The sequence below is a fragment of the Flavobacterium tistrianum genome (assembly GCF_003254545.1).
GTDB classification, from domain to species: domain Bacteria; phylum Bacteroidota; class Bacteroidia; order Flavobacteriales; family Flavobacteriaceae; genus Flavobacterium; species Flavobacterium tistrianum.
Genome location: NZ_QJRH01000067.1, coordinates 185,699 through 211,890 on the forward strand (window position 1 = coordinate 185,699; position 26,192 = coordinate 211,890).

Sequence of the window (26,192 nt, forward strand, 5' to 3'; positions counted from 1 at the left end):
AGGATTAAAAGGATTTTTTTTGCTGCGAATTGCACGAATTTCCACTAATTTAATTCGTGATAATTTGTGCAATTAGTGGCTAACTTTTTTATTAATCTGTGTTAATCTTTTTAATCTGTGGCTAACATTATTTTTATTCTTCTTCGTCCTTAGAAAATTTACTTTTTTTAGGTTCTTTGGTTATTGTTTTTCCAGCAACGACAACTACGATTTCTCCTCGCGGTGCTGTTTTTTCAAAATGTGCTAGAACTTCTTTTGCCGTTCCGCGTACATTTTCTTCGTGTAATTTTGATAATTCTCTCGAAACGCAAACTTGTCTGTCTTCTCCAAAATACTGAACAAATTCAGCTAAAGTCTTAACGAGTTTATGCGGAGAAACATATAAAATCATGGTTCGGGTTTCTTCGGCTAAAGCCAAAAAGCGAGTCTGGCGTCCTTTTTTATCAGGCAAGAAACCTTCAAAAACAAATTTATCATTTGGAAGTCCGCTGTTTACCAATGCCGGAACAAAAGCCGTTGCACCCGGAAGACATTCAACTTCAATTTTATTTTCGACACAAGCGCGCGTTAATAGAAAACCTGGATCTGAAATCGCTGGAGTTCCTGCGTCTGAAATTAAAGCGATGGTTTCGCCAGCTTTTAAACGTGCAATTAAATTTTCGGTCGTTTTATGTTCATTGTGCATATGATGGCTGTGCATGTGCGTGCCAATTTCAAAATGCTTCAATAATTTTCCGCTTGTGCGGGTATCTTCAGCCAAAATCAAATCTACTTCTTTCAAAACCCGAATGGCTCTAAAAGTCATGTCTTCAAGATTGCCAATTGGCGTTGGAACGATATATAATTTTGACATAATTTATTTTAATGTTTGAAAACGAATTGCACGAATTGGAACAAATTCTAATTTATCTAAAAACTGCATCCAGTAAATTCGTGTGAATTCTTGAAATTTGTGTTTTTAAGAGAATTTCTTTTCGATAATCCCCATAAAACGTTCTGCGTAATCGTCTTTTCCTTCCCAGTTATTGTAGTCTGGTTTTACCATATTTTCTATAAAATCTTTTGCTTCGCTATAAGAATCAAAAGTCATTAATTGGTTTAAAACACGGCTGTAATCTTCTGTGCTGTTTCCAAAGAGATTTTTGGTAAAGGCAATTCTGTCATTCAGATCAATATGAAATCCTCTTGCCAGTTTCTCATTTAAGCTTACAGCTTTTGGCTGAACTGGAGTTTCAAGAATAGCTGTTTCTACTTTTTTAGGTTCTTTGAAATCATTTATTGAAGGAGTTGGAGTTGATGGAATAGCTTCAAAACTATCCACTTTTACAAACTGCGCATCGGCATAATTAATTCCGAAATCTTCAAATTGAATAGTTGGCTGTGCAGGAGTTTCTTTCTTTGGTTCTTCTTTAACTTCTTCTATGATTGGTTCCGTTTCCAATTCAAAAGCTGGTTTGAAATCTGGAATTGGTTTCAATTCATTTATAGTTGTGAACGAAAGATCATCAATAGCTTTTTCTGCTTCTTCTGTCTTTTCAGCAATAGGTTCAGCAATTTCTTCAATAACTGGAGTTTCAATAACAGCTTCTTCTATTTCAGCAACAATTGGCTCAACAGTTTCCTCGATTAGAGGTTCTTCAGCTTCAACAATTGGTTCAGCAGCTTCAACAATTTCTGCTGGTTTTTCCTCTGAAATTTCAGGTTCGTAAGATTCTTCAAGCGCAATCACTTTTTCTTCGGCAGGAGCTTCAAGTTCAATTATAGCAGGAGTTGCGATTTCTTCTTTTTCAAAAATCGTTTCCAATTCGGCCGTAATATCATTTTGCCCGATTGTTGGTTTTGCAGTGTCGAAATTCTCTTCTACAAATTTTAATACCGCTAATTTCTCGTATAATTTCTGAGTTTCAAGGTACAATTGATTGATATCGGATTTATTTTTAAGTTTTAAAATTCGATGTGCAATGCTAATTAAATCAGCTTCCAATTTTTTTTTCATAACTGTTGAAAATTATAGTGAATAAGGTATTTTAGTGTATTTAATGTTTGAATGTCTCTATTCTCAAGGAAATTCAAAAGATAATTTTTTATTTCTGTTAATACGCTTTCGCGAATCTAAGGTTTGATAAAAATTTTCTACTTTTGAAAAAATGTAAAACAGTACATTTTTACATCAATTTATTGCCAGTACAAAGTAATAAAAACTATTCATTTTTAAAGGTAGAAAAATACAAAATGTTTCTCGAAAATACAGTAAATCACAAAGAACAATTTGGTTGGATTGAAGTTATTTGTGGATCAATGTTTTCGGGTAAAACCGAAGAGTTAATCCGAAGATTAAAGCGCGCCCAATTTGCCAAACAAAGAGTTGAAATCTTTAAACCAGCTATTGATACTCGTTATCATGACGAAATGGTTGTGTCTCATGACGCCAACGAAATTCGTTCTACGCCTGTTCCAGCAGCAGCTAACATATTGATTTTAGCTCAAGGATGCGATGTAATCGGTATTGACGAAGCACAATTTTTTGATGATGAAATTATCACTGTTTGCAACGATTTGGCTAATCAAGGAATCCGTGTGATTGTGGCTGGATTGGATATGGATTTTAAAGGAAATCCGTTTGGGCCAATGCCTGGACTTATGGCAACGGCAGAATATGTAACGAAAGTTCATGCCGTTTGTACCAGAACGGGAAATTTAGCCAATTATAGTTTTAGAAAGACTGATAATGATAAATTAGTAATGCTTGGAGAAACAGAAGAATACGAGCCACTTAGCCGTGCAGCGTATTTTAAAGCAATGAAAAAGAATCACGAAAAATAGATTGTTTTACTTAATATAAGCCTTAACAAAATGTACAAAAATATGAGAAAATCGACTGTTTTATTGTTAGTATTAATTGGAATTGCTGTCGCTTTCGTAGTTTATTTTCAATTTTACCTAGGCGCAAAAGAAGATGAAGTAAACACTGAAGTAGTAGAATTAATTGCAAAATATAATAAAAGCTGTCCATTAAATATTCAAGAAGGAATTCGTTTGGACAGTGTAAGTTTACATGAAGAAAAAACAGTTCAATACAATTTGACATTATTGAATGTGATTAAAGAAACTGCTGAAGTTAGCGTAATTCAAGAAGAAATTAGAAAAAGTCTTCTAAGTACTGCAAAAGAAAATACAGGACTTCAGGTTTTCAGAGAAAATGATTATACACTGAATTATAGTTATAGTGATAAAAAGAAAGATTTTTTGTTTGATATAAAAATATTGCCAGACGAATATAAATAAAGATTTATAGATATTATAATTAAACCCGACAGGTTCTGAAGCCTGTCGGGTTTATTTTTGTACGGATGTTTTTTGTATATTTGTACGTATAGAATAAAGTGTGAAAATTATGGATGCGAAATTAACATTGAAACTAGATAAAAACGTTATCGATAGGGCCAAAATATATGCCGCAGAACATAAGCAAAGCTTGTCACTCTTGGTCGAAAATTATTTAAAAACAATAATTGAAAAAGATAGTAATTCGGAGAATTGTGAAATAAGCGCTTTTGTGAAAAGTCTTGCAGTTGGGAAAGGCAAAATTGATAATGATTTTGACTATAAAAAAGATAGACAAGACTACTTGTCTGAAAAATATAAGTAATGAAGCTGTTTTTAGATACAAATGTCTTAATTGATTTAATAGGAGAACGAGAACCCTTTTTTAACGATATTGCAACGATAGCTTCACTTGCAGAAAATAAAAATTTTAGATTAGCAAGCTCATCTTTGTCTTTTGTAAATACGGTTTATGTAATTTCCAAAGTTGTAGAAAAGAAAGTTGTTTTGGAAGCTTTGAGAAAATTTCGTTTTATATGTGAAGTTTCTGATATTGATGAAATTGTAATTGATAAAAGTCTAATCTCAAACTTTAATGATTTCGAAGATGCTGTCCAGTATTTTAGTGCATTACATCATAAATGTAGTGTGTTGCTAACCAGAAATAAAAAAGATTTTAAAAATTCCGAAATTCCAGTCATGACTCCTTCGGAATTTCTTACTTCAATAAAAAATAAAACCCGATAGTTTTTAAAACTATCGGGTTTATTATTTTAAATGAACTTATATCTCTTCCATGGTTTAAAAATCTTAGATTTTCTTTCTCATTCTTGCTACCGGAATATCAAGTTGCTCACGGTATTTTGCAATAGTTCTTCTCGCAATCGGATATCCTTTTTCTTTTAAGATTTCTGCCAGTTGATCATCTGGAAGCGGTTTTCTCTTATCTTCTTCTTCAATTGTATTTTGAAGAATTTTTTTAATTTCTAAAGTTGAAACATCTTCTCCCTGATCATTTTTCATGGCTTCAGAGAAGAATTCCTTAATAAGTTTGGTTCCGTATGGAGTTTCAACATATTTGCTGTTTGCCACACGCGAAATGGTTGAAATATCTAAACCAACCATATCAGCAATGTCTTTTAAGATCATTGGTTTTAGTTTGGTTTCGTCGCCGTCTAAGAAATATTCTTCCTGATAATGCATTATGGCATTCATCGTTACAAAAAGCGTTTCCTGACGTTGTCTAATAGCATCAATAAACCATTTAGCAGAATCCAGTTTTTGTTTGATAAACTGAACGGCATCTTTTTGTGCAGTCGATTTATCGCGAGATTCTTTGTATGTCTGCATCATTTCCTGATAATCTTTAGAAACGTGCAGAGAAGGAGCATTTCTTCCGTTTAAAGTCAGTTCCAGTTCGCCGTCAACAATTCTGATAGCAAAATCGGGAACAATGTTTTCTGTAACTTTATTGTTTCCTGCAAAAGAACCGCCCGGTTTTGGATTTAATCTTTCAATTTCGTGAATTGCTTTTTTAAGCTGTTCGTTTGAAATGCTGTATTTCTGTAAAAGCTTATCGTAATGTTTCTTCGTAAAAGCATCAAACTGATTTTCGATAATGTCAATGGCTAAATCAACATATTCAGTTGGCGTTTTATGTTTTAATTGAAGCAGTAAACATTCCTGTAAATCACGTGCGCCAACTCCTGAAGGTTCTAATTCATGAATTACGGTCAACATTTTTTCGACCATTGCTTCGTCAGTATAAATTCCCTGAGTAAAAGCCATATCGTCTACAATGTCCGGAATACTTCTTCGGATATAACCCATATCATCAATACTTCCGACAAGGAATTCGGCGATTTCGCGTTCCTCATCATTTAAAATGAAAGTATTCAGTTGATTGATTAAATCCTGATGAAAACTAATCGGAGCCGCAAAAGGAGTTTCGCGTTCTTCATCGTCACTGTAATTGTTTACTTGAGTTTTGTAGTCAGGCGTATCGTCGTCGCTTAGATATTCGTCAATATTAATGTCGTCTGCTTCGATTCTGTCGGATTCATTATCATCATAATCGTCATAGTCGTCATTAGCGTATTCATCAGCTTCATATTCGTCTTCTTTACCCGCTTCAAGAGCTGGGTTTTCGTTCATTTCTTCTAATAAACGCTGTTCAAAAGCTTGCGTAGGCAATTGAATTAACTTCATCAGCTGAATTTGCTGTGGAGATAATTTTTGGGATAATTTTAAATTTAAAAATTGCTTTAGCATTTGTTTTTGTTAAAAGTTTCAAGTTTCAAGTTTCAGGTTGCAGAACGTGCCACAACTTGAAACTTGAAACCTGAAACAAATATTATTATTTTAGTTCAAGTTCCAACAACCTGAAACTTGAAACCTGAAACTTTTTAAAACTTCTTAGAACTCAGCACTTCCAGGAGTTCTTGGGAAAGGAATTACATCTCTAATATTTGTCATGCCTGTTACAAACAATACCAAACGTTCAAATCCTAAACCGAAACCTGCGTGAGTTGCAGAACCAAATCTTCTGGTGTCTAAATACCAGTATAATTCTTCTTTATCAATTCCAAGTTTTTCCATTTTCTCAACTAAAACATCGTAACGCTCTTCTCTTTCAGAACCGCCTACAATTTCTCCAATTCCAGGGAAAAGGATATCCATTGCACGAACTGTTTCTCTTCCTGGTTCTGTGTTGTCGTTCAAACGCATGTAAAACGCTTTAATGTTTGCTGGGTAATCGTATAAAATTACAGGACATTTAAAGTGTTTTTCAACCAAGAAACGCTCGTGTTCTGATTGTAAGTCAGCTCCCCATTCGTTGATTAAATATTGGAATTTCTTCTTTTTATTTGGAGTTGAATCTCTTAAAATGTCAATCGCCTCAGTATAAGAAACACGTTTGAAGTTGTTTTCTAAAACAAAACTTAATTTCTCTAACAACGTCATTTCGCTTCTTTCAGCCTGTGGTTTTGATTTTTCTTCTTCAAGAAGTCTTCCTTCTAAGAATTTCAAATCATCTTTACAGTTGTCTAAAGCATATTTAATTACATACTGAATAAAATCTTCAGCCAAATCCATGTTGTCGTCAAGGTCGTTGAAAGCAACTTCAGGCTCGATCATCCAGAATTCTGCCAAGTGACGAGAAGTGTTTGAGTTTTCTGCTCTAAAAGTTGGTCCAAAAGTATAAATCTGACCCAAAGCCATTGCAAAAGTTTCTCCTTCTAATTGTCCAGAAACTGTCAAGTTCGTATGTTTTCCGAAGAAATCTTTTTTGAAATCAATGTTTCCTTCTTCATTTTTTGGAAGATTATCCAATGGCAAAGAAGTAACTTGAAACATTTCTCCAGCACCTTCAGCATCGGCCCCAGTGATAATTGGTGTATTTACATAAACGAAACCTTTATCTTGAAAATATTTGTGAACCGCATAAGACAATACCGAACGCACACGCATAATTGCACCAAAAGCATTTGTACGAACACGTAAGTGAGCGTTTTCACGTAAAAATTCTAAAGAGTGTTTTTTAGGCTGCATTGGGAATTTCTCAGCGTCAGAATCTCCAAGAATTTCAAGTTTGTTTACCTGAATTTCGTATTTCTGACCTGCACCTTTGCTTTCAACCAAAGTTCCGATTACAGAAACTGCAGCTCCAGTAGTGATTCTTTTTAAAGTCTCTTCTGGTGTATTTTCAAAATCAACAACACATTGAATATTATTAATTGTAGAACCGTCATTTAAAGCGATGAACTGATTATTTCTAAAAGTTCTCACCCAACCTTTTGCATTCACTTCCTGTAACGTCGTCGTACTGTTTAATAAGTCTCTAACTTTTGTGTGTTTCATTTTTATATATAATTGATATTAAATAATATTCGTTTTGAACAACTGCAAATATAATCGATAATAATTAATTTTTGAAGCTGTTTCCAGTTCCTTTTGTTGTTCTGATAATTGTTCGTATAAATTTATTCGCCACGAATTCACGAATTATTTGTTTTTTTATTCGTGAATTCGTGGCGGATATCTTTAAGGTTATGAAGAAAACTTACTTCTCCAAACTCTCCAATTCCTCTTTTCTCGTTTTCTTCTTCTCGAAAGTTAAAACCAGCGATGGCAAAACAACCAAGTTAGCAAACATCGCAAAAACCAAAGTACAAGAAATTAATCCTCCTAAAGCAATTGTTCCGCTGAAGCTTGATAAAGTAAAAGTGGCAAAACCTAAGATCAAAACGATAGAAGTGTAAAATGTACTTACTCCAGTTTCTCTCAAAGCGCTGAAAACAGATTTTTTTACTTTTCCTCTATTTTGAGTTAATTCATCTTTGTATTTCGCCATAAACTGAATAGCATTATCAACCGAGATTCCGAAAGCGATACTGAATACCAAAATCGTCGAAGGTTTTAACGGAATTCCGAAATAACCCATTAATCCAGAAGTAATACAAAGCGGTAAAATATTCGTAATTAAAGAAGCTGCTACCATTTTGAACGATCTAAACAAGTACAGCATCAAAATTGCAATAGTCAAAATGGCAAACAATAATGATTCAATTAAGTTATGCGCCAAATAAGTTGTCCCTTTTTGGAAAACCAATGCTTTTCCTGTAATCGTAACTTCATAACGGTCTTTAGGGAAAATTTCGTCAATTTTTTTGCGAAGTTTTCCTTCCACTTTTGCCATTTCATCCGTTCCAATATCTTTCATGAAAGTCGTGATTCTCGCATATTGTCCCGTCGAATCCACATACGCTTTCATTAAGTTTTCTTTGCTGTTTTTGGTTGCATTTTTAGCATAGCCCAAAATAAAAGTCTGTTCTTGAGAAGTCGGCAATTGATAATATTCAGGATTTCCGTTGTAGAAAGCCTGTTTTGCATATTTAACCAAATTGACAACCGAAACAGGTTTTGCCAATTCTGGAATTTCAGAAATAGTATTCTGCAATTCGTCCATTTTACGAATGGTTGACGGTTTCATAACACCTTTTTTCTTTTTGGTGTCAATCATGATTTCAAGAGGCATAACACCGTTGAATTCTTTTTCGTAAAATAAAATATCTTTAAAGAAAGAAGCGCTTTTTGGCATTTCACCAATCAAACTTCCTGAAACTTTCATCTGTCTAACTCCATTCAAACTCACAAGAAACAGAACAGCGTAAATGCAATAAACAATTGTCTTTTTGCCTTTAACGATAGTTGTAACTGTATTTAAAAGTGTCGAAATATACGTTTTGTCCAAATGATATAAATGTTTTTCTTTTGGCAGTGGCATAAAACTGTAAATAATTGGCACGATAAAAAGTGTCAAAGTATAAACAGAAATCACGTTGATAGAAGTTACCAATCCGAACTCAAAAAGCAGTTCATTTCCTGTAATCATTAAGGTTGCAAAACCAATTGCAGCAGTTAAATTGGTCATAAAAGTTGAATGCCCAATTTTTGAAATCACACGCTGTAAAGCTTTTGCCTGATTGTTGTGTATTTTGATTTCCTGCTGATATTTGTTGATCAGGAAAATACAGTTGGTAATTCCGATTACGATAATCAGTGGTGGAATAATTGCTGTTAAAATCGTGATTTTATAACCAAACAATCCCAGTGTCCCAAACGACCAAGTTACGCCGACAATTAAAATACAAATCGAAATAAACGTAGCTCTGAACGAACGGAAGAAGAAAAAGAAAATCAAAGAAACGGTCAATAAAGACGCTCCAATGAAAAGTCCGATTTCGCCTTTCATATTATCCGCATTGATTGTACGGATGTATGGCATTCCAGAAACTTTAAGGTCGATTCCGGTCGTTTTTTCGAATTTATCGATTTTTGGAACTAAATCATTTAAGATAAAAGTCTTTCTTTCTGCCGTGTTTACCAGCGCTTTGTTCATGTAAATCGCAGAACGAACGCTTCCGCTTTCTTTGTTAAACAAAAGGCCTTCGTAAAAAGGAAGATTGTGAAACAAATCATATTGAACACTTTTTAAATAATTGGCGTCAAGTGCTTTGCTTTCTTCAATAAATGGCGCTAAAACAAACTTTTGGTTTACAGTATCTTTTTCAAGTTTCTTTAAATCATTCAAAGAAATTACCAAATCAACTTCTTTGGCTTTTTTCAAACCGTTCATTAATTCAGTCCAAGCAGCATAATTTCTTGGTGTAAAGAACTTAGGATCTTTAAAACCAATAACAATTAAGTTCCCTTCTTCACCAAATTTGTCTAAGAATTTTTGATAATCTTTATTTGCAATATGATCTTTTGGAAGCAAGTTGGCTTCGGTATAAGTCATAGAAAGATTCTTCCACTGATAACCAAAGAAAAGAGTTAAAGCAGAAAGTATAACCAGAATCGTAATTCGGTTTTTAAGTATGATTCGGGCCAATTTTTCCCAAAATCCAACTTGGACAGCGTTTTTCATAAAATCTTTAAAAATGGATGCAAATGTAGTGAAAAGTGCTCGAAATCATAAATATTCCCTTCTATTTTACTTAACGTTAACACAAATTTGATAGTGCTGTTTTTGCGATAATTTGCCTTGTTTTATCTGTAAACCGTTAGGTTTTCTCATATTTGCAAACAATTTCGATTTTAAGAAAGTTTAATTTGAATTGTTTTCTTAACGAAAAAGACTCACGCAGATTCAACAGATTGAAGCAGATTCAGTAATTTTATTCTTGAATTGACTTAAATATAAAATCACGCAAATGCAGCAAAACAATACAACCACTTTTATTTTTCTGGCAATTCTATTGCTTTTAGTTGTCATTATTTGTTTTATGGTGTATCAATTAATGCAAACCAAAAAAGCAAAAGAAGATGCCGAAAAAAGTTTTTATGCTTTAGAATCAAAAGTCAATGATTTGCAATTGGAAAATTTGGAATCAAAACTGAATCCGCATTTGTTTAAGAATATTTTAAACTCGATCCAGTCGCATGCTTACCAGACGTATTTTGCTTTAGATAAATTGGCCAATGTTCTGGATTATATTCTTTACGAAAGCAAAAAGAAATTTGTAACGGCCAAAGAAGAAATTGATTTTGCGATGAATTTAATCGAAATCAATAAAATTAAAATCAGTCCGCTTTTTGAACTTAAAGTCAAAACCAATATCAATCAAGAAGACAAATTGTACGATCAGCCTTTGCTGGCGCCTTTAATTTCGATTGATTTAATTGAGAATGCTTTTAAACACGCCGATCTTCAAAGTGCAGATGCTTTTATTTCGGTAGTTTTTGAATTTAAAAATAATGCTTTTTTTATGACGGTTTCCAACAAAATCTCTGATAAAAAAGTACTGAAAAAAGAGCGAAGCGGTTTTGGCCACGCGACTTTAGAACATCGACTGCGAATTATTTACAAGAATAATTTCAAACTCGATAAGTTTGTAGAAAATGACGTTTACATTGCTCATCTAAAAATAGATTTACTTGAATACAAAACTGAAATGCTTGCTTCTGGACGATGAGATTCCAGGATTGACTTATTTGAAAATGCTTTGTGAGCAAATTCCAGAATTGGAAATTGTAAAAACATTTAATAATCCTGAAAAACTTTTGTCTGATATTCCCGAACTGGATTTTGATCTCTTAATTTCTGATATCGAAATGCCAGGAATTGATGGTTTGCATTTGGCCGAAATGTTAGATAACAAATTGGTTATTTTCTGTACGGCCTATAAAGAATATGCGGCAGAAGCTTTTAATATTGATGCCGTAGATTATATCACCAAACCTGTGAAATTGGAACGTCTCCAAAAAGCAGTTTCTAAGGCTTTTGAACGTTTCGATAAATCGGATAATTCGAAAAAATTCATTCAACTTAATACTGACAAAGGAAAAACGTTATTGTATTTTAATAAAATCCAGTATATCACAACAACATTAAGCGACAGTCGGGATAAAACAGTTTTGTTAACTGACGGTAGTTTTCTGAATTTAAAAAACGTAAAATTCGATACACTTTTAAACGAATTGCCCGATTCCGATTTCTGCCGAATCAATAAAAAAGAAATTGTAGCTGTAAAAGCCATCAAATTCTTTAATCACAATGAAATTGTGCTTCATCATTTAGAAGAAAATAATAAAAATACTGCTCTAATTCTGAGCGAAACCTATCGTTCTGATTTTTTGAAAAAGGTAAAATTATAACTTATTACAAAGTTTTTCCGACTTGTTACATACATTGAAAATTAGCTGGAAATTTGCTTTTTCACTTAAAACTCAGTTCTGATATTTGCTGCAATAAATCAAAAGAACGAGTTATGAATAACATTAAGAACTCTTTATTCTACGTAACCATTATTGGTGGTTTTACAGCGCTAATCTATTGGGTAATTTCAAAAGGCGCCGCATTAGAAGTGGGGCGAAATATTGTAAAGAAAAGTGTTGAAAGCAATCATTGGAAAGACTTTCTTCATTCTATGGTTGATAATCTACAGCATCCTTTGGCCATTTTATTGGCGCAGATCGTTACCATCATTTTAGTAGCACGTTTATTTGGATGGTTTTTTAGAAAAATAGGACAGCCGTCTGTAATTGGCGAAATGATCGCGGGAATTGTCTTAGGGCCTTCTTTGGTCGGAATGTATTTTCCAGAATTTTCGGCGGTTTTGTTTCCAAAAGAATCTTTAGGCAATCTACAGTTCTTAAGCCAAATCGGTTTAATCCTTTTCATGTTTGTTATCGGAATGGAATTGGATTTGAAAGTGCTAAAAAATAAAGCGCATGATGCTGTTGTTATCAGTCACGCAAGTATTGTAATTCCGTTTGCTTTAGGATTATCATTGGCTTATTTTATTTATGAAATCTATGCTCCGATGGGAGTAGAATTTTCTTCTTTCGGATTGTTTATGGGTATTGCTATGAGTATCACAGCTTTTCCTGTTTTAGCTAGAATTGTCCAAGAACGAGGCATGCAGAAAACGAAACTAGGAACTATTGCTATTACTTGTGCAGCTGCAGATGATATTACAGCTTGGTGTATTTTGGCAGTGGTTATTGCAATTGTAAAAGCAGGTTCGCTTTTAAGTTCGCTATATGTAATCGGAATGGCGATTTTGTATGTAATAATAATGCTTAAAATTGTTCGTCCATTCTTAAAAAGAGTAGGAGATTTGAATGCAACGCGCGAAAGCTTGAACAAACCTGTTGTTGCAATTTTCTTTATTACGCTTTTAATTTCTGCTTACGCATCAGAATTAATCGGAATTCACGCTTTGTTTGGAGCATTTTTAGCGGGAGCAATAATGCCTGAAAACAATAAATTCAGAAATATATTTATTGAAAAAGTTGAAGACGTTTCAATCATTGTTCTTTTGCCATTATTTTTCGTGTTTACTGGTTTGCGTACACAAATAGGGTTATTGAATGATCCAGAATTATGGAAAATTACTGGTTTGATCATTTTGGTTGCTGTAGTTGGTAAATTTTTCGGTAGCGCTTTGGCTGCAAAATTCATGGGACAGAACTGGAAAGACAGTTTATCCATTGGTGCCTTAATGAACACCAGAGGATTAATGGAATTGGTGGTTTTAAATATTGGTTATGACTTAGGAGTGTTATCAACAGAGATTTTTACTATGATGGTAATTATGGCTTTGGTGACTACTTTTATGACAGGCCCAGCATTAGATTTTATCGGATTTATTTTTAAAGATAAAGCAACAGCTGTTCCAGAAGAGATCGGAGCCAAAAGCAAGTATAAAATTCTGCTTTCATTTGCCACTCCAGAAAGAGGCAAAAAATTACTTCAAATCGCAAATAGCTTAGTCAAAAAACAAGGAGACAATTCTATTGTAACGGCAATGCATTTGTCTTTAAGTACTGAAGTCCATTCATTTGATATTAAAGAGCACGAACGCAAAATGTTGGTTCCTGTAATTGAAGAATCAGAACGTTTGAATCAGAATGTGGTGAGTTTGTTTAAAGTTTCTAATGATATTGACTCGGATATTATTGATACTGCAAATCAAGGCGAATATGATTTACTGCTTATTGGTTTAGGACAATCTATTTTTGAAGGAACTTTACTCGGAAAAATTCTTGGTTTTACGACTAGAATTGTAAATCCAGATCGTTTGATTGACAAGTTTACAGGAAAAGAAGGATTGTTTGAAAATTCTCCATTTGATGAAAGAACACGACATATTATTGCTAAAGCTAAAATGCCAGTTGGAATTTTCATCGAAAAAAATCTGGAAGAAGTCAATCAAGTCTTTATACCTGTTTTTAGCAAGGAAGATGCTTTTTTAATTGATTATGCTAAAAAACTAATCAATAATAACGGTTCTCAAATTACAGTTTTAGATGCTGGTGGAGAAGTGAAAAATACAAGAGATATTCAAGAAACCATTCGTTCTATTGAGCAGATTGCCCCAAATCACATCATGGTTATGAATGACAGAACCTTGAAGAAAGAGTTTTTAGAAAGCCAAGATTTGATGATTATCAGTCTAGAAAGCTGGAAAAAACTAATAGAATCTCAAAGTATTTGGCTGAATAATTCTCCATCAGTTTTGATTCTTAAACCATAGAGTTTTTAAGTTCCAAAATTTTAAAATCCCAAATTCCAAGAATCAATTGGAGTTGGGATTTTTTATTCTGTACCAATATTCTGTAGAGACGCATGCAGTGCGTCTAGTCCATGATGATATTCTTTGCGTAGACGCACTGTGGTGCGTCTACGCAGATATAGGTTGTGTTAATTTTTGCCTTCAAATTGGGGTTTGGGATTTTTTTTTACGAAGTCTCGTATCATATATGTTCAATAAAGCAGCTATATTTGTAGGATTTTATTTTAAAATTTTGTCATGAAAAAATTTGATGATACCCAACTTTATAAATTATTATATGGAAAAGATTTTTCTAATATTAAAGATTTCTTAGAAAAATACGGTTTAGATAGCGTTGATCGAAATGGTCGTACTTTTTTAATGACTGCAGTTGTAGATAGTGATGAAGAATTGGTGAGAAATCTTCTATTGATTGGTTGCGATATTGATAAACAAGACGAACAAGGTTTAACGGCTTTACATTTATCTGCAATGAATAATAAAACGGATTCGATTAAAATTTTACTTGATTTTAAAGCAGATGTTAATCTTGTAGATAATATGGGAAATTCAGCTTTATGGCGTGCTGCGATGGAATTGGAAAGTGATTCAGAGATAATTAAACTCCTATTAGAAAATGGAGCAGATGTAAATTTAGAAAACAAAAATGGTGTCTCTCCTAAAGATCTTTTAGGGTGATATTTTTTCAATTTTTAAAGATTAAATTCCAATTTTAGTTATTGAAGTTTGGGATTTTTTTTAGTCACGAATTCACGAATTTTAATGAATTTTTTTACGCGGTACTTGTCAATAATTTCACAAATTACCGCTAGGTTAATTTGTGAAATTCATCGGTAAAGTTTTCATAAAGTTTAAGTAGATAAATTTGTGAATTCGTGGCGAAAAAATGATTTTGAGAAATTAAAGCCCCAAATCAAGAACATAAGAAATCTTAACGGCGATATTGTCTTCAAACCTCATTAACTGATTTGGTCCATATCTATAGAATCCGCCTAAACCAAAACCTTTAAAAATTCTGTTCAATTCTAATCCCGATTCAAAATAACCTTTATCCAACGTTTTGTAAGCTGGACCAACGTGCTGTTCTGGATTTTCCATGCTTCCCCAAGCCATTCTGGTAACTAAAACCAATGATGGACGAACTTTCCTCATTATTCTAATTCGGTCGAAGCCATGTTTAATTTGAAACATCAGATATTGACTCGAAAAAAATTCGTTAAAAAACATCGTTTCAAAAGAATTTCTCCCTGCAAAAGTAATACGCTGAATAACTGTTTCCTTTGTTAAGTTGTTAGGAGCTGTGTTGTATAAATGCGTAATAGGAACATCTCCCATTGCTAGACCTCCTTGTAAAAGCAAACTTGTTTTCTGACGGTTTAAGTACTGTTTTTCGTATTCAGCTTTAAAATCTATTTTGCTAAAAGTAAAATCGTTTTCAAAAACATTTGGCAATGATTGTGTGTATTGGAACGTAAAACGAGGAAATTTTTTATCACTTTCAGTTCTTCCAGTTGGAGTTTGCATATAATTACTGAAAGGCGCCCAAACTATAGAAAGCATTGCTGTAGTCATAATATAGTTAGAATACAGTTTTCCGTTAAGATTATAGAGATAATCAAATTTTGGTTCGATATAATTTCTTGAAAGCTCTAGAACAGCCTCAGTTTTCGGAATAAATTTGGTTTGAACATTGGCACGCCATCCAACATATTCATAAAAAGTACTAATGTTGATTGGACGCGGATCGTAAATTTTAAAAACGCGTTTATCAACAGAAAAAACTGTACTTGCAATCTCTCGTACATCATCTGCATAATATCCATTAAACCAAGTGTTGGTATGTTTGTCTAGCAAAACGCCACCGCCGATGCTATATTTAAAAACACCATCTTTTGTTCCATAAGCGCCATAACCTTCAACACGGAAATATTTAGACAAACGATCATTTGTAATACCTCCAACACCTAAGCGAAAACCTTCATAATTGTTATAACTTATGATTTTTTTTAAATCTAAATCGATAGGGCCAATTGGATAAAAACCATTGATGATTTTTCGGCCAATTCCTAAACGTTTTTCAATCCTATTTCGAACCGAAAGACTGTCAAGTAGTAAATATGTTTTTTGGCTTTTTAAATCAAGATTTTCTTTTCTATAAGCTTCCCAGAAACTTTCAGGTTTTTTTGCTGCATCATCTTTAATTTCGATATAAAGCGACGGGGTTTTTATTGGAGTGTCAGTATTTACGCGAATATCAAAGCTATTGCTTTCTGAAAGCAGATAGGTAAAGTCTGAAGCCACTTTTTTTCTGCGTTCGAAATTGTCCTCAACATCTCCGTCAAATTGAATGGTACCTCCTAAAATTCTAATATCGTCGTCATTTTTTCCTTTTACGATTTTAAAAGTGGTATTGCTCTGAAACCAGATTTTTTCTTTCGGAATATATTCAAATTCATGAATGCCGCTGATGTCCAAAACGCCTTTAATTCGCATTACCGCTTTCGCGACAGCGTAATTTTCTTTATCGATATATAAAACCCCTTCCAGTCCAGAAGTTCTGTATTTAGATTTATTTTTGAAGTAAATCATATACACATCACGGCCTTTTATGGTAACAGTGTCCAATAATTTGTAATTATAGCTTGAAGGAGCATTTTTAGAAATTGGGTTTTCGTATTTGGTTTCGAATAATTCATAATTAGAATCATAAATCGAAATAGATTGAAGGTTGAAAGCCAAAACTTCGTAAATAGGCTGCTTGAAACCCGCTATTTTTGTTCCTAAAACAGTTTCCTTCAGTTTGTTGTTTCCAAACTGATATTGAGAAACTTTTTCGGTCTGAAACAAATGCTGTTTGCTTACAATTTCTTTAAACTTATAATCAGAAGAGTCAATGTTAATGATCTTTTTGTTTAAATCTTTGTATGCTGCCGAAGTATCGATACGCCCGTCAATCGAATCTGGATTGGCAGTTACGATAAGTTTGTTATAGGTTTTATATTCAAAATTATTGAGTTTCTTCTGCGGATCGTTTGCCGATTTATTGGCAATAACTTTTTTTATTATCGTTAAAGCAGGGTTTTCATTAGAAACTACAACTTCTTTTAAATCGTCTGTTTTCTGTAAAAGTGAAATCGAATAAAAGGTTTTGCTGTTAATTAAGGCAATATTTTTTGATTGAAAACCGATATAAGAAACCGTAAGAGAGGTCGCAGAGGAACTGATTTTAAAAATAAATTTTCCGTCAACATCTGTAATCGTGTTATTGTTTTCTGAAGTGGTAATGGTGGCAAACGGAAGAGGTTTGTTGTTTGAATCGGTTACGATTCCGTTTATTTGAATTTGCGCTTGAAGTGTAAGCGTAAAAAACAAAGTCAAAAAACAAAATAGCTTCATACAGAATGATATAGTTTCAAAAACGAAAAGAAATTAATTTTCGTATGCAAAAATAGCAATAAAAAAATCCGTCTGATGCAATAAACCAGACGGATTTTTATTTTATAACCAAATCTTACTTAGACTTTCATGATTTCAGCTTCTTTTGCAGCCAATAACTCATCAATTTTTTTAATGTAAGCATTTGTTAAGTTTTGAACTTCATCTTCTGCAGATTTACAGATATCTTCTGAAGTTCCTTCTTTTTCTAATTTTTTGATATCAGTATTAGCATCTTTACGAGAGTTACGAATACCAATTTTAGCATCTTCTGCTTCAGATTTTGCTTGTTTAGCCAAATCACGACGACGCTCTTCAGTTAATGGCGGTACGCTAATGATTACCATATCTCCATTATTCATTGGGTTAAAACCAATGTTAGCGATTAAGATTGCTTTTTCAATTGCTTGCAGCATATTTTTTTCAAATGGCTGTAATGTAATTGTTCTAGCATCTGGAACACTAATTTTAGATACTTGAGAAAGCGGCGTTGCAGATCCGTAATAATCTACAAAAACACCTCCAAGCATTGCTGGAGAAGCTTTTCCTGCACGAATATTAAGAAATTCTTTCTCTAAGTGTGCAATAGTACCATTCATTGATTCCTCAGTACTTTCTAAAATAAAGTCTATTTCTTCAGTCATTTTTTCTTTAGTTTTCAGTTTTCATTCTCAGTTTTCAGTTAAAGTCTTATTATGCGACTGTAAAACTGTTACTGATGACTATATATTTACTACAGTTCCGATGTTTTCGCCTTCGCAGATTTTCAAAAGGTTTCCGATTTTATTCATATCAAAAACAACGATTGGCAATTTGTTTTCTTGGCTCAATGTAAACGCAGTAGTGTCCATTACATTCAATCCTTTTTTGATTACATCGTCAAACGAGATAAAATCAAATTTTACTGCAGAAGCATTTTTCTCTGGATCAGAATCGTAAACACCATCAACGCGAGTCCCTTTTAGGATAACATCAGCATTGATTTCGATACCTCTTAAAACAGCAGCAGTGTCAGTTGTAAAATATGGATTTCCAGTTCCTGCACCAAAAATTACAATTCTGCCTTTCTCAAGGTGGCGATCAGCTCTTCTTTTGATATATGGTTCTGCAATAGATTCCATTTTTAAAGCTGTCTGCAGACGCGTTTTCATTCCTTTATCTTCAAGAGCGCCTTGCAAAGCCATTCCGTTGATAACAGTTGCAAGCATTCCCATATAATCTCCTTGCACTCTGTCCATTCCTGAGCTTGCTCCGGCAACGCCTCTAAAAATATTTCCTCCTCCAATAACAATAGCAATTTCTACTCCTTTGTCGTGAATCTGCTTGATTTCATCTGCATATTCGCCTAATCTTTTCGGGTCAATACCGTATTGTAAATCACCCATTAAGGCCTCGCCGCTAAGTTTAAGAAGAATTCTTTTATATTTCATGTGTGTGTTGCGTTAATTTGTGCAAATATAGACATATTCTGATTTTTAAAAATAATGTTTGCAAAAAATTAATTATTGCTTCAATTTTAGATTTAAAACGGCTTTGCAGTTATTTTATTTGAAATGTGACATATGTCATTTCCTTCATCTTCCTAAATTTTGTATTTTTATTATATCCTAAAAAATGAAACAAATATGAAAAGCATCGTAGCCAAAGCATTATTCAATAGTCATTCTTATGCTGAATACAGAAAAATAGTAACCGATTTATTGACCGAAGGAAAATCAACGGGAAACGAACAATCTGAAAGTCTTACCAATTATTCTAAATTGAATGAAGCCAGAATGAACAGGCTGGAAAAAACGATAACTATTTCAGATTCTGTTGCTGAGAAACTTCAAAACTTGGATAATCATTATATCTGGCTGGTACTTTCTGAAGGCTGGTGCGGAGACGCGGCGCAGATACTTCCTATTTTAAATAAAATGGCTTTGGCTTCTCATAAAAAGATCGATTTGAGAATTGCATTTCGCGATGAAAACGACGATTTGATGAGTCATTATTTAACAAATGGGGGAAGAGCAATTCCAAAAATAATCGTGATTTGTAAAGAAGCTGGAATTGTGCGTGCCGATTGGGGACCAAGACCAAAAGGAGCAACCGAATTAATGGAAAAACATAAAAGAGAAGTTGGTGCTATCGATGAAAAGATAAAAACCGATTTACAGTTATGGTATCTGGCCGATAAAGGAATTTCGGTTCAGGAAGAACTGGTTGAGATTATGGAAAATATTAAGTATAATCGCCTTTAATCGGATTAATGTGTTGATAAACAGGTTGTTTGTTAATAAAATTATCTTAAAGTCTTTTCGGCTTCAAAAGAATTTTGTAACTTAGTGATGTTAACCCACTTCTATTATAACTTTCTGATTTACTCTTTTTATTGGTGTTTATTTAATGTTTCACAATTAAAAAATACACTATTATGAAAAAGTTATTCGAAAGATTTTATGATTTCTTTTCTAAGTTTTTGTTTGGAGGGAAAAATGTGCCTCACTATTAAATCAAAGATGAGTATGGAATAAAATTACTTTTCTTAAGAGCTTTGGCACATTACTTTTTCAACAATGTAATGTGCTTTTTTTGTTATTTAAAGCTTTGTTCAAACAAAGTAATATCAATCGCATTTTTTACATCGTAATCGCCAATTTTTGTTCGGCGTAAAACAGTTAAATGCGAACCAGAATTCATGGCTTTTCCAAAATCGTAAGCTAGAGAACGAATGTAAGTTCCTTTAGAACAAACTACTCTAAAATCTACTTCTGGAAGTGCAATTCTTGTAATTTCAAACTCGTGAATAGTAGTTTTTCTGCTTTCAATTTCAATAGATTCTCCCGCACGCGCATGTTCATATAAACGAACACCATCTTTTTTAATAGCAGAAAAAATTGGCGGTTTCTGATCGATTTCGCCTAAAAATTGTTTTACAGTTTCGTGAATCAAAGCTTCATCGATATGTTCTGTTGGAAATGTTTGATCGATTTCAGTTTCCAAGTCATAAGATGGAGTAGTGGCTCCGATATAGAAAGTACCCTTATATTCTTTTGCTTGACCTTGAAGTTCAGAAATCTTTTTAGTGAATTTTCCTGTACAGATTAATAAAAGCCCAGTTGCCAAAGGATCTAAAGTTCCTGCATGGCCAATTTTGAACTTTTTAGGAAGTCCGACTTTATTAATTAAAAGGTATTTTAATTTATTGACAGCTTGAAATGAACTCCATTTTAAAGGTTTGTCAATCAATAAAACTTGTCCTTCTAAATATTCTTCAGGTGTCATTATATAATCGTAAGCGGATGAATGAAAAAGTGAATCAGTAATAAAATGATTCCAGCAATGATTCGGTAATAACCAAAAACTTTAAATCCGTTTTTAGTCAAAAATCCGATGAACGTTTTTATAGCTAATAATGCTACAGCAAAAGCAACAATATTACCAATAACCAGCATATTAACTTGGTCATGAGATAATTCAAAACCAGCTTTGTAATAATCGTAACATTTTTTTGCAGTTGCACCTAACATAGTTGGAACAGCTAGGAAAAATGAAAATTCTGCTGCAGAAGTTCTAGTCAATTTTTGCGCCATACCTCCAACAATACTTGCACCGCTTCGAGAAACCCCAGGAATCATGGCAAGACATTGGAATAATCCAATTTTAAAAGCTTTTGCATAAGTAATTTCATTTGAAACTTCTGGATCGTTTGGTTTATTAAACCATTCGTCTACTTTCAATAAAATAATACCTCCAATTAAAAGGGAAATCGCAACCGTTACTGGATTTTCTAGTAAACTATCAATAAAATCACTTAAAAGTAATCCTAAAACAACCGCAGGAATAAAAGCGACTAAAAGTTTAAAATAGAAATCAAAAGTTTGAAAGAAACGTTTGAAGTATAAAATTACAACCGAAAGTATCGCGCCAAGCTGAATTACAATGGTGAAAAGTTTTGTGAAATCGTCATGAGCGATTCCGAAAAAAGAAGAAGCAATAATCATGTGTCCTGTCGAAGAAACAGGCAAAAACTCTGTAATTCCTTCAATAATGGCAAGAACAATAGCTTGTAATGTGTTCATTTAATTGAGATTGTTAGATATTTAGACTTCTTAGATCTTTAGATTATTTAGACTTCTTAGATTTTCAGAAAAGTTTAATCTAAAATTCTAACTTGTCTAACTTGTCTAAGACGTCTAAGATGTCTAAGATGTCTAAGATGTCTAAGATGTCTGATAAAGTCTATTTAGATTTTTTAAATATAGAGTAAATCGTGATTCCAAAACCGATTAAAACAGTTGTTGGTGCTAAACGAATACGTCTAAAGTTGAAAATTTCTTCGTTAAAAACATTTGGATCTTTACTTCCTCCGCCAGACATTAAAATAAATCCTAGCGCAATTACAGCAATACCAACCAATAAAATTTTATAATTGATGCTGTCAAAAAGGAATTCCTGTTTTTGAACTTGTTGTTCTTCTTTATTATTGTTGTTTTTCATTTTTATGTATTTGTCAGCCCGAGCGAAGTCAAAGGCATTTTTTTTAAATCTAAAATCTGCAATCTAAAATCTGGAATCAAAAATTAATAAAGGTCGTCAGTTCTTAAATTCAAGAAACGTTGTGTTGCAAAATGTGTACTAACCCAAGTAATTAGAACTCCTAATCCGAAAACAGCAACCAAAACCAAACCAGTTAAAACTTTGTCTTCTAGAATTCCTAAACCAGGGAAATTAGTGTCTACATATAATAAAAGCGCGATTAAAGCAATAATGGCCAAACCAGCACCAAGCATTCCCAATTTTACGCTTCGCATTACAAAAGGCTTACGTATAAATGCTTTTGTTGCTCCAACCATCTGCATGGTTTTGATAATAAAACGATTTGAATGTATCGATAAACGCAATGAACTATTGATTAGTAAAACTGCAATTACTGTCAAGAAACCGCTAATAATCAAAATCCACATGCTTACTTTTTTGATATTGTCATTTACCAGATTCACCAATTGTTTGTCGTACACAATGTCAGAAATCATAGCATTTTTACGAAGACGACTTTCAATTTTTACAATACTATCTCTTTCAACATAGTCTGCTTTTAAGTGAATGTCGTATGAATTCAATAACGGATTTTCTCCCAAAAAGGTTAAGAAATCTTCTCCGATAATATCAGTGTGTTCTTTTGCCGCTTTCTCTTTCGTTACATAAACAAAAGATTTAGCGAAAGGAGCTCTTTTAAGTTCTGTATTAAATGCTTTGATAATACTATCATTCGCTTCATTTTTGAAGAAAACCGTCATGGCGATTTTTTCTTTAAAATCGTCAGCCAATTGTTTAGAATTAATGATGAATAATCCTAATACTCCCAAAAGGAATAAAACCAAGAATACACTTAAAACTACCGAAAAATAAGAGGAAATTAACCTGCGCTTTTGAAATTTATCAAAGTTAGAACTCATAGATACTTAAATTATGTGGTAAAAATAATAAAGAATTTCTTTATTTAAAGTTAATAACAAACTTTTATACTTAAAAGTACGATTTAAATCTAGAAAAGAAGTTTTTATTTAGTGCAAAGTGTTGCATGAAAAATTAACGCAAAGAACGCAAAGTCTTTCATAAGGTCTGAAAAGTAAGAAGTTTTTCACAGATTAAAAAGATTAAAAATGATTTTTAAGTCTGCGTAAATTCTTTAATCTGTGGCAGAAAAAGAATTAAGTACGTATTTTTAATCGGAATAATGCCTGTTTTTACTTAATCCTGAACAAGTAATTTATTATTTTATTTGTTTGTCAGTGAAATAGCTTTGCTACAATGCGCAATAAATGTAAATTTGCGCCATAATTCACAAAGTGAGAAAACCTTAGAGCCTTTGTCACTTTGCAACTTTGAACCTTTAAAAAATGAAGTACAATCCAAACGAAATTGAAGCCAAATGGCAAAAATATTGGGCAGAAAATCAAACTTTTGCAGCAAAGAATAACTCTGAAAAGCCGAAACATTATGTTCTCGATATGTTTCCTTATCCGTCTGGAGCAGGATTACACGTAGGGCATCCGCTGGGTTATATTGCTTCAGATGTATATTCTCGTTTCAAAAGACATCAAGGTTTCAATGTTTTGCATCCAATGGGTTACGATAGTTTCGGATTGCCAGCAGAACAATATGCAATCCAGACAGGTCAGCGTCCAGAAGATACAACGCGTGTAAATATTGATGGTGGAGTTGATAAAGAAGGAAAACAAATTGCGGGTTACAGAAAACAATTAGATAAAATCGGTTTTTCTTTTGACTGGGCGCGTGAAGTTCGTACATCGAATCCTGATTACTATAAACATACACAATGGATTTTTATCCAGTTGTTTAATTCTTGGTATAATAAAACGGCTGACAAAGCAGAAGATATTTCAACTTTAGTTGCTGTTTTTGAAAAAGAAGGAAATGCAAATGTAAATGCAGTTTCTGATGATAATATTGCCGTTTTTTCGTCAAGCGAATGGAATGCATTTTCTAAAGATGAGCAAGAAAAAATCCTTTTGCAATACAGATTAACGTATTTGGCAGAAACTGAAGTGAACTGGTGTCCAGGCTTAGGAACTGTTTTGGCAAATGACGAAATCGTAAACGGAGTTTCAGAACGTGGAGGCTTTCCTGTTATAAGAAAAAAAATGACACAATGGAGTATGCGAATTTCTGCTTATGCCGAACGCTTGCTTCAAGGTCTAAATGATATTGATTGGAGTGAGTCTATCAAAGAATCTCAAAGAAACTGGATTGGAAAATCAGTAGGAGCATTGGTAACTTTTAATGTGAAAGATCACAATGAAGTAATCGAGGTTTTTACTACTCGTCCTGATACAATTTTCGGAGTAACTTTTATGACTTTGGCCCCAGAACACGATTTGGTTGCTAAAATTACAACTCCAGAACAAAAAGCAGAAGTTGAAGCGTATATCGAAAAAACAGCAAAACGTTCTGAGCGTGAGCGTATGGCTGATGTAAAAACGATTTCTGGTGCATTTACAGGAGCCTATGCAGAACATCCGTTTACAAAAGAACCAATTCCGGTTTGGATTGGAGATTATGTTTTGGCAGGTTATGGGACTGGTGCTGTAATGGCGGTTCCTTGCGGAGACGAAAGAGATTACGCTTTTGCTAATTTCTTTAAAGGTCAAAACGGAATGCAGGAAATCAAAAATATCTTCGCGAATGTTGATATTTCTGAGGCTGCTTATGGATCAAAAGACAACGTTGAAATCGCAAATTCTGATTTCTTAAACGGATTAAATTATAAAGAAGGAACTAAAAAAGCGATCGAGAAATTAGAAGAAATCGGTCAAGGAAAAGGTAAAACTAATTACCGTTTGCGTGATGCAGTTTTCTCTCGCCAACGTTACTGGGGAGAGCCATTCCCAGTCTATTATGTAAATGGATTGCCTAAAATGATTGACACACAACACTTGCCGATTATTTTGCCTGAAGTTGAGAAATATTTGCCAACTGAAGACGGTTTGCCACCATTAGGAAACGCAGCGGTTTGGGCTTGGGATACAAAACAAAATAAAGTTGTTGCAACTGATTTAGTTGATAATGTTTCGATTTTTCCTTTAGAATTAAACACAATGCCAGGTTGGGCGGGAAGTTCATGGTATTGGATGCGTTATATGGATGCGCACAATGAAAATGAATTTACAAGCAAAGAAGCTTTGGCGTATTGGGAAAATGTAGATTTATATATTGGAGGAAGCGAACACGCAACGGGTCACTTATTGTATTCTCGTTTCTGGAATAAATTTTTAAAAGACAAAGGATTTGCTCCGACTGAAGAGCCATTCAAAAAACTGATCAATCAGGGAATGATTTTGGGTACGACGGCTTATGTTTACAGATTGGAAGGAACTAATACTTTTGTGTCTAAAAATAAAATTGAAGGTCAAAATGTACAACCAATTCGTGTTGATGTTCATTTTGTAAATTCTTCTGATGAATTGAATATCGAAAAGTTCAAAACTTGGAGAGAAGACTTCAATACAGCAGAATTTATTTTAGACGAAAACGGAAAATACATTGTAGGACGTGAAGTAGAAAAAATGTCTAAGTCATACTATAATGTTGTAACTCCAGATGATATCTGCGCAGAATACGGTGCTGATACATTACGTTTATACGAAATGTTCTTAGGGCCATTAGAGCAGGCAAAACCTTGGAATACTGCTGGAATTTCTGGAGTATTTGGTTTCTTGAAAAAATTATGGAGATTGTATTTTGATGATAACGGTTTAATTGTAAACAACGACGAGCCAACAAAAGACAACTTGAAATCGTTACACAAAACCATCAAAAAAGTAGCAGAAGATATCGAGAATTTCTCTTTCAATACTTCAGTTTCTCAGTTTATGATTTGTGTGAATGAATTGTCTTCTCAAAACTGTCATTCTAGAGCAATTTTAGAACCTTTAGCAATTTTGGTGTCGCCTTATGCTCCTCATATCGCTGAAGAATTATGGTCACAGTTAGGACATACAACTTCAATTTCTGAAGTAGCTTTCCCAGCTTTTGATGCAAAACATTTAGTTGAAACAAATAAAGAATATCCAGTTTCTTTCAACGGAAAAATGCGTTTCACAATCGAATTGCCTTTGGATTTAACCAAAGAACAAATCGAAGAAATCGTAATGAAAGACGAAAGAACGCAAAAACACTTAGACGGAAGAACGCCAAATAAAGTGATTATTGTTCCTGGGAAAATAATTAACCTAGTAGGTTAATATTTAAATTTCAAATATTTAAAATCCCAAATTCCAATTGTTGGAGTTTGGGATTTTTTTTGTGTAATTTTTTTTCGCCACGAATTCACGAATTATTTTT

At 33.3% G+C, this 26,192-nt stretch carries 22 protein-coding genes; 10 read left to right on the plus strand and 12 right to left on the minus strand.

From position 1 onward, the window contains the following. Nucleotides 1-133: 133 nt before the first annotated feature. Both rsmI and DMB71_RS10025 read right to left on the minus strand, forming a co-directional pair. A complete protein-coding gene (gene rsmI / locus DMB71_RS10020) occupies nt 134-853 on the minus strand; it encodes a 16S rRNA (cytidine(1402)-2'-O)-methyltransferase (protein WP_111365779.1) in 720 nt (239 codons plus the stop codon). 105 nt (nt 854-958) lie between these two features. Continuing rightward, the gene (locus DMB71_RS10025; RefSeq protein ID WP_111365780.1) at nt 959-1,996 is read right to left on the minus strand and encodes a hypothetical protein; all 1,038 of its coding nucleotides are present in this window, start codon (nt 1,994-1,996) and stop codon (nt 959-961) included. 236 nt (nt 1,997-2,232) lie between these two features. On the opposite strand from DMB71_RS10025, the gene DMB71_RS10030 reads away from it, so the two are divergent. From DMB71_RS10030 to DMB71_RS10045, 4 genes are all read left to right on the plus strand, one after another. After that, on the plus strand, nt 2,233-2,823 hold the full coding sequence (locus DMB71_RS10030; protein WP_066033411.1) for a thymidine kinase: 591 nt from the start codon (nt 2,233-2,235) through the stop codon (nt 2,821-2,823). Nucleotides 2,824-2,865: 42 nt separating this feature from the next. Next, nucleotides 2,866-3,285 carry a hypothetical protein gene (locus tag DMB71_RS10035; RefSeq protein WP_111365934.1) on the plus strand — a complete coding sequence of 140 codons (420 nt, stop codon included), beginning with the start codon at nt 2,866-2,868 and terminating at the stop codon, nt 3,283-3,285. 109 nt (nt 3,286-3,394) lie between these two features. Then, complete coding sequence (locus DMB71_RS10040; RefSeq protein WP_111365782.1) at nt 3,395-3,649, plus strand: DUF6364 family protein; 255 nt, start codon at nt 3,395-3,397, stop codon at nt 3,647-3,649. Then, nucleotides 3,649-4,071 carry a type II toxin-antitoxin system VapC family toxin gene (locus tag DMB71_RS10045; protein WP_111365783.1) on the plus strand — a complete coding sequence of 141 codons (423 nt, stop codon included), beginning with the start codon at nt 3,649-3,651 and terminating at the stop codon, nt 4,069-4,071. The genes DMB71_RS10040 and DMB71_RS10045 overlap by 1 nt, the downstream gene beginning before the upstream one ends. A gap of 63 nt (nt 4,072-4,134) precedes the next feature. Here the strand turns inward: DMB71_RS10045 and rpoN are convergent, their stop codons facing one another. The 3 genes from rpoN to DMB71_RS10060 form a co-directional block, all read right to left on the minus strand. Beyond that, a complete protein-coding gene (rpoN, locus tag DMB71_RS10050) occupies nt 4,135-5,595 on the minus strand; it encodes an RNA polymerase factor sigma-54 (RefSeq protein WP_111365785.1) in 1,461 nt (486 codons plus the stop codon). Between the two features lie 144 nt (nt 5,596-5,739). After that, nucleotides 5,740-7,185 (minus strand): asparagine--tRNA ligase, encoded by a 1,446-nt coding sequence (asnS, locus tag DMB71_RS10055; RefSeq protein WP_111365786.1) that lies wholly within the window; start codon nt 7,183-7,185, stop codon nt 5,740-5,742. 202 nt (nt 7,186-7,387) lie between these two features. Further along, a complete protein-coding gene (locus tag DMB71_RS10060) occupies nt 7,388-9,754 on the minus strand; it encodes an efflux RND transporter permease subunit (protein ID WP_111365788.1) in 2,367 nt (788 codons plus the stop codon). 286 nt (nt 9,755-10,040) lie between these two features. On the opposite strand from DMB71_RS10060, the gene DMB71_RS10065 reads away from it, so the two are divergent. From DMB71_RS10065 to DMB71_RS10085, 4 genes are all read left to right on the plus strand, one after another. Then, the gene (locus DMB71_RS10065; RefSeq protein ID WP_111365789.1) at nt 10,041-10,802 is read left to right on the plus strand and encodes a sensor histidine kinase; all 762 of its coding nucleotides are present in this window, start codon (nt 10,041-10,043) and stop codon (nt 10,800-10,802) included. Then, complete coding sequence (locus DMB71_RS10070; protein ID WP_111365791.1) at nt 10,765-11,484, plus strand: LytR/AlgR family response regulator transcription factor; 720 nt, start codon at nt 10,765-10,767, stop codon at nt 11,482-11,484. Before DMB71_RS10065 ends, DMB71_RS10070 begins: the two co-directional genes overlap by 38 nt. 113 nt (nt 11,485-11,597) lie before the next feature. Next, the gene (locus DMB71_RS10075; protein WP_111365792.1) at nt 11,598-13,868 is read left to right on the plus strand and encodes a cation:proton antiporter; all 2,271 of its coding nucleotides are present in this window, start codon (nt 11,598-11,600) and stop codon (nt 13,866-13,868) included. Between the two features lie 276 nt (nt 13,869-14,144). After that, on the plus strand, nt 14,145-14,585 hold the full coding sequence (locus DMB71_RS10085; protein WP_111365795.1) for an ankyrin repeat domain-containing protein: 441 nt from the start codon (nt 14,145-14,147) through the stop codon (nt 14,583-14,585). Nucleotides 14,586-14,807: 222 nt separating this feature from the next. On the opposite strand, the gene DMB71_RS10090 is transcribed toward DMB71_RS10085, so the two are convergent. The 3 genes from DMB71_RS10090 to pyrH all read right to left on the minus strand — a co-directional run bounded on the left by DMB71_RS10090 (nt 14,808) and on the right by pyrH (nt 18,772). Next, nucleotides 14,808-17,303: a DUF5686 family protein gene (locus DMB71_RS10090; protein ID WP_111365797.1), complete on the minus strand. Its 2,496-nt coding sequence runs from the start codon at nt 17,301-17,303 to the stop codon at nt 14,808-14,810. A 119-nt stretch (nt 17,304-17,422) separates the two neighbouring features. Beyond that, nucleotides 17,423-17,986: a ribosome recycling factor gene (gene frr, locus DMB71_RS10095; protein WP_111365798.1), complete on the minus strand. Its 564-nt coding sequence runs from the start codon at nt 17,984-17,986 to the stop codon at nt 17,423-17,425. Between the two features lie 78 nt (nt 17,987-18,064). Beyond that, entirely contained in the window at nt 18,065-18,772 is a 708-nt protein-coding gene (pyrH, locus tag DMB71_RS10100) for a UMP kinase (RefSeq protein ID WP_008465141.1), read from the minus strand. Nucleotides 18,773-18,967: 195 nt separating this feature from the next. Here pyrH and DMB71_RS10105 point away from each other — a divergent pair, with 195 nt between their 5' ends. Next, nucleotides 18,968-19,585 (plus strand): thioredoxin family protein, encoded by a 618-nt coding sequence (locus tag DMB71_RS10105; protein ID WP_111365800.1) that lies wholly within the window; start codon nt 18,968-18,970, stop codon nt 19,583-19,585. Between the two features lie 334 nt (nt 19,586-19,919). On the opposite strand, the gene truB is transcribed toward DMB71_RS10105, so the two are convergent. The 4 genes from truB to DMB71_RS10125 all read right to left on the minus strand — a co-directional run bounded on the left by truB (nt 19,920) and on the right by DMB71_RS10125 (nt 22,783). Next, nucleotides 19,920-20,609: a tRNA pseudouridine(55) synthase TruB gene (truB, locus tag DMB71_RS10110; RefSeq protein WP_111365802.1), complete on the minus strand. Its 690-nt coding sequence runs from the start codon at nt 20,607-20,609 to the stop codon at nt 19,920-19,922. Beyond that, entirely contained in the window at nt 20,609-21,406 is a 798-nt protein-coding gene (locus tag DMB71_RS10115) for an undecaprenyl-diphosphate phosphatase (RefSeq protein WP_111365803.1), read from the minus strand. Before DMB71_RS10115 ends, truB begins: the two co-directional genes overlap by 1 nt. 160 nt (nt 21,407-21,566) lie before the next feature. After that, entirely contained in the window at nt 21,567-21,824 is a 258-nt protein-coding gene (locus DMB71_RS10120) for a DUF3098 domain-containing protein (protein WP_111365805.1), read from the minus strand. 83 nt (nt 21,825-21,907) lie between these two features. After that, entirely contained in the window at nt 21,908-22,783 is an 876-nt protein-coding gene (locus DMB71_RS10125) for a cell division protein FtsX (protein WP_111365806.1), read from the minus strand. 444 nt (nt 22,784-23,227) lie between these two features. On the opposite strand from DMB71_RS10125, the gene leuS reads away from it, so the two are divergent. Continuing rightward, nucleotides 23,228-26,092: a leucine--tRNA ligase gene (gene leuS / locus DMB71_RS10130; RefSeq protein WP_111365808.1), complete on the plus strand. Its 2,865-nt coding sequence runs from the start codon at nt 23,228-23,230 to the stop codon at nt 26,090-26,092. The last annotated feature ends 100 nt before the right edge of the window (nt 26,093-26,192 follow it).

Coding starts and splice junctions, on each gene's coding strand:
- pyrH (WP_008465141.1), bottom strand. CDS start 18,772: ATGAAATATAAAAGAATTCTTCTTAAACTTAGCGGCGAGGCCTTAATG.
- leuS (WP_111365808.1), top strand. CDS start 23,228: ATGAAGTACAATCCAAACGAAATTGAAGCCAAATGGCAAAAATATTGG.
- DMB71_RS10125 (WP_111365806.1), bottom strand. CDS start 22,783: ATGAGTTCTAACTTTGATAAATTTCAAAAGCGCAGGTTAATTTCCTCT.
- DMB71_RS10040 (WP_111365782.1), top strand. CDS start 3,395: ATGGATGCGAAATTAACATTGAAACTAGATAAAAACGTTATCGATAGG.
- DMB71_RS10035 (WP_111365934.1), top strand. CDS start 2,866: ATGAGAAAATCGACTGTTTTATTGTTAGTATTAATTGGAATTGCTGTC.
- frr (WP_111365798.1), bottom strand. CDS start 17,986: ATGACTGAAGAAATAGACTTTATTTTAGAAAGTACTGAGGAATCAATG.
- DMB71_RS10065 (WP_111365789.1), top strand. CDS start 10,041: ATGCAGCAAAACAATACAACCACTTTTATTTTTCTGGCAATTCTATTG.
- asnS (WP_111365786.1), bottom strand. CDS start 7,185: ATGAAACACACAAAAGTTAGAGACTTATTAAACAGTACGACGACGTTA.
- rpoN (WP_111365785.1), bottom strand. CDS start 5,595: ATGCTAAAGCAATTTTTAAATTTAAAATTATCCCAAAAATTATCTCCA.
- rsmI (WP_111365779.1), bottom strand. CDS start 853: ATGTCAAAATTATATATCGTTCCAACGCCAATTGGCAATCTTGAAGAC.
- DMB71_RS10105 (WP_111365800.1), top strand. CDS start 18,968: ATGAAAAGCATCGTAGCCAAAGCATTATTCAATAGTCATTCTTATGCT.
- truB (WP_111365802.1), bottom strand. CDS start 20,609: ATGACACCTGAAGAATATTTAGAAGGACAAGTTTTATTGATTGACAAA.
- DMB71_RS10060 (WP_111365788.1), bottom strand. CDS start 9,754: ATGAAAAACGCTGTCCAAGTTGGATTTTGGGAAAAATTGGCCCGAATC.
- DMB71_RS10045 (WP_111365783.1), top strand. CDS start 3,649: ATGAAGCTGTTTTTAGATACAAATGTCTTAATTGATTTAATAGGAGAA.
- DMB71_RS10120 (WP_111365805.1), bottom strand. CDS start 21,824: ATGAAAAACAACAATAATAAAGAAGAACAACAAGTTCAAAAACAGGAA.
- DMB71_RS10115 (WP_111365803.1), bottom strand. CDS start 21,406: ATGAACACATTACAAGCTATTGTTCTTGCCATTATTGAAGGAATTACA.
- DMB71_RS10085 (WP_111365795.1), top strand. CDS start 14,145: ATGAAAAAATTTGATGATACCCAACTTTATAAATTATTATATGGAAAA.
- DMB71_RS10030 (WP_066033411.1), top strand. CDS start 2,233: ATGTTTCTCGAAAATACAGTAAATCACAAAGAACAATTTGGTTGGATT.
- DMB71_RS10090 (WP_111365797.1), bottom strand. CDS start 17,303: ATGAAGCTATTTTGTTTTTTGACTTTGTTTTTTACGCTTACACTTCAA.
- DMB71_RS10025 (WP_111365780.1), bottom strand. CDS start 1,996: ATGAAAAAAAAATTGGAAGCTGATTTAATTAGCATTGCACATCGAATT.
- DMB71_RS10075 (WP_111365792.1), top strand. CDS start 11,598: ATGAATAACATTAAGAACTCTTTATTCTACGTAACCATTATTGGTGGT.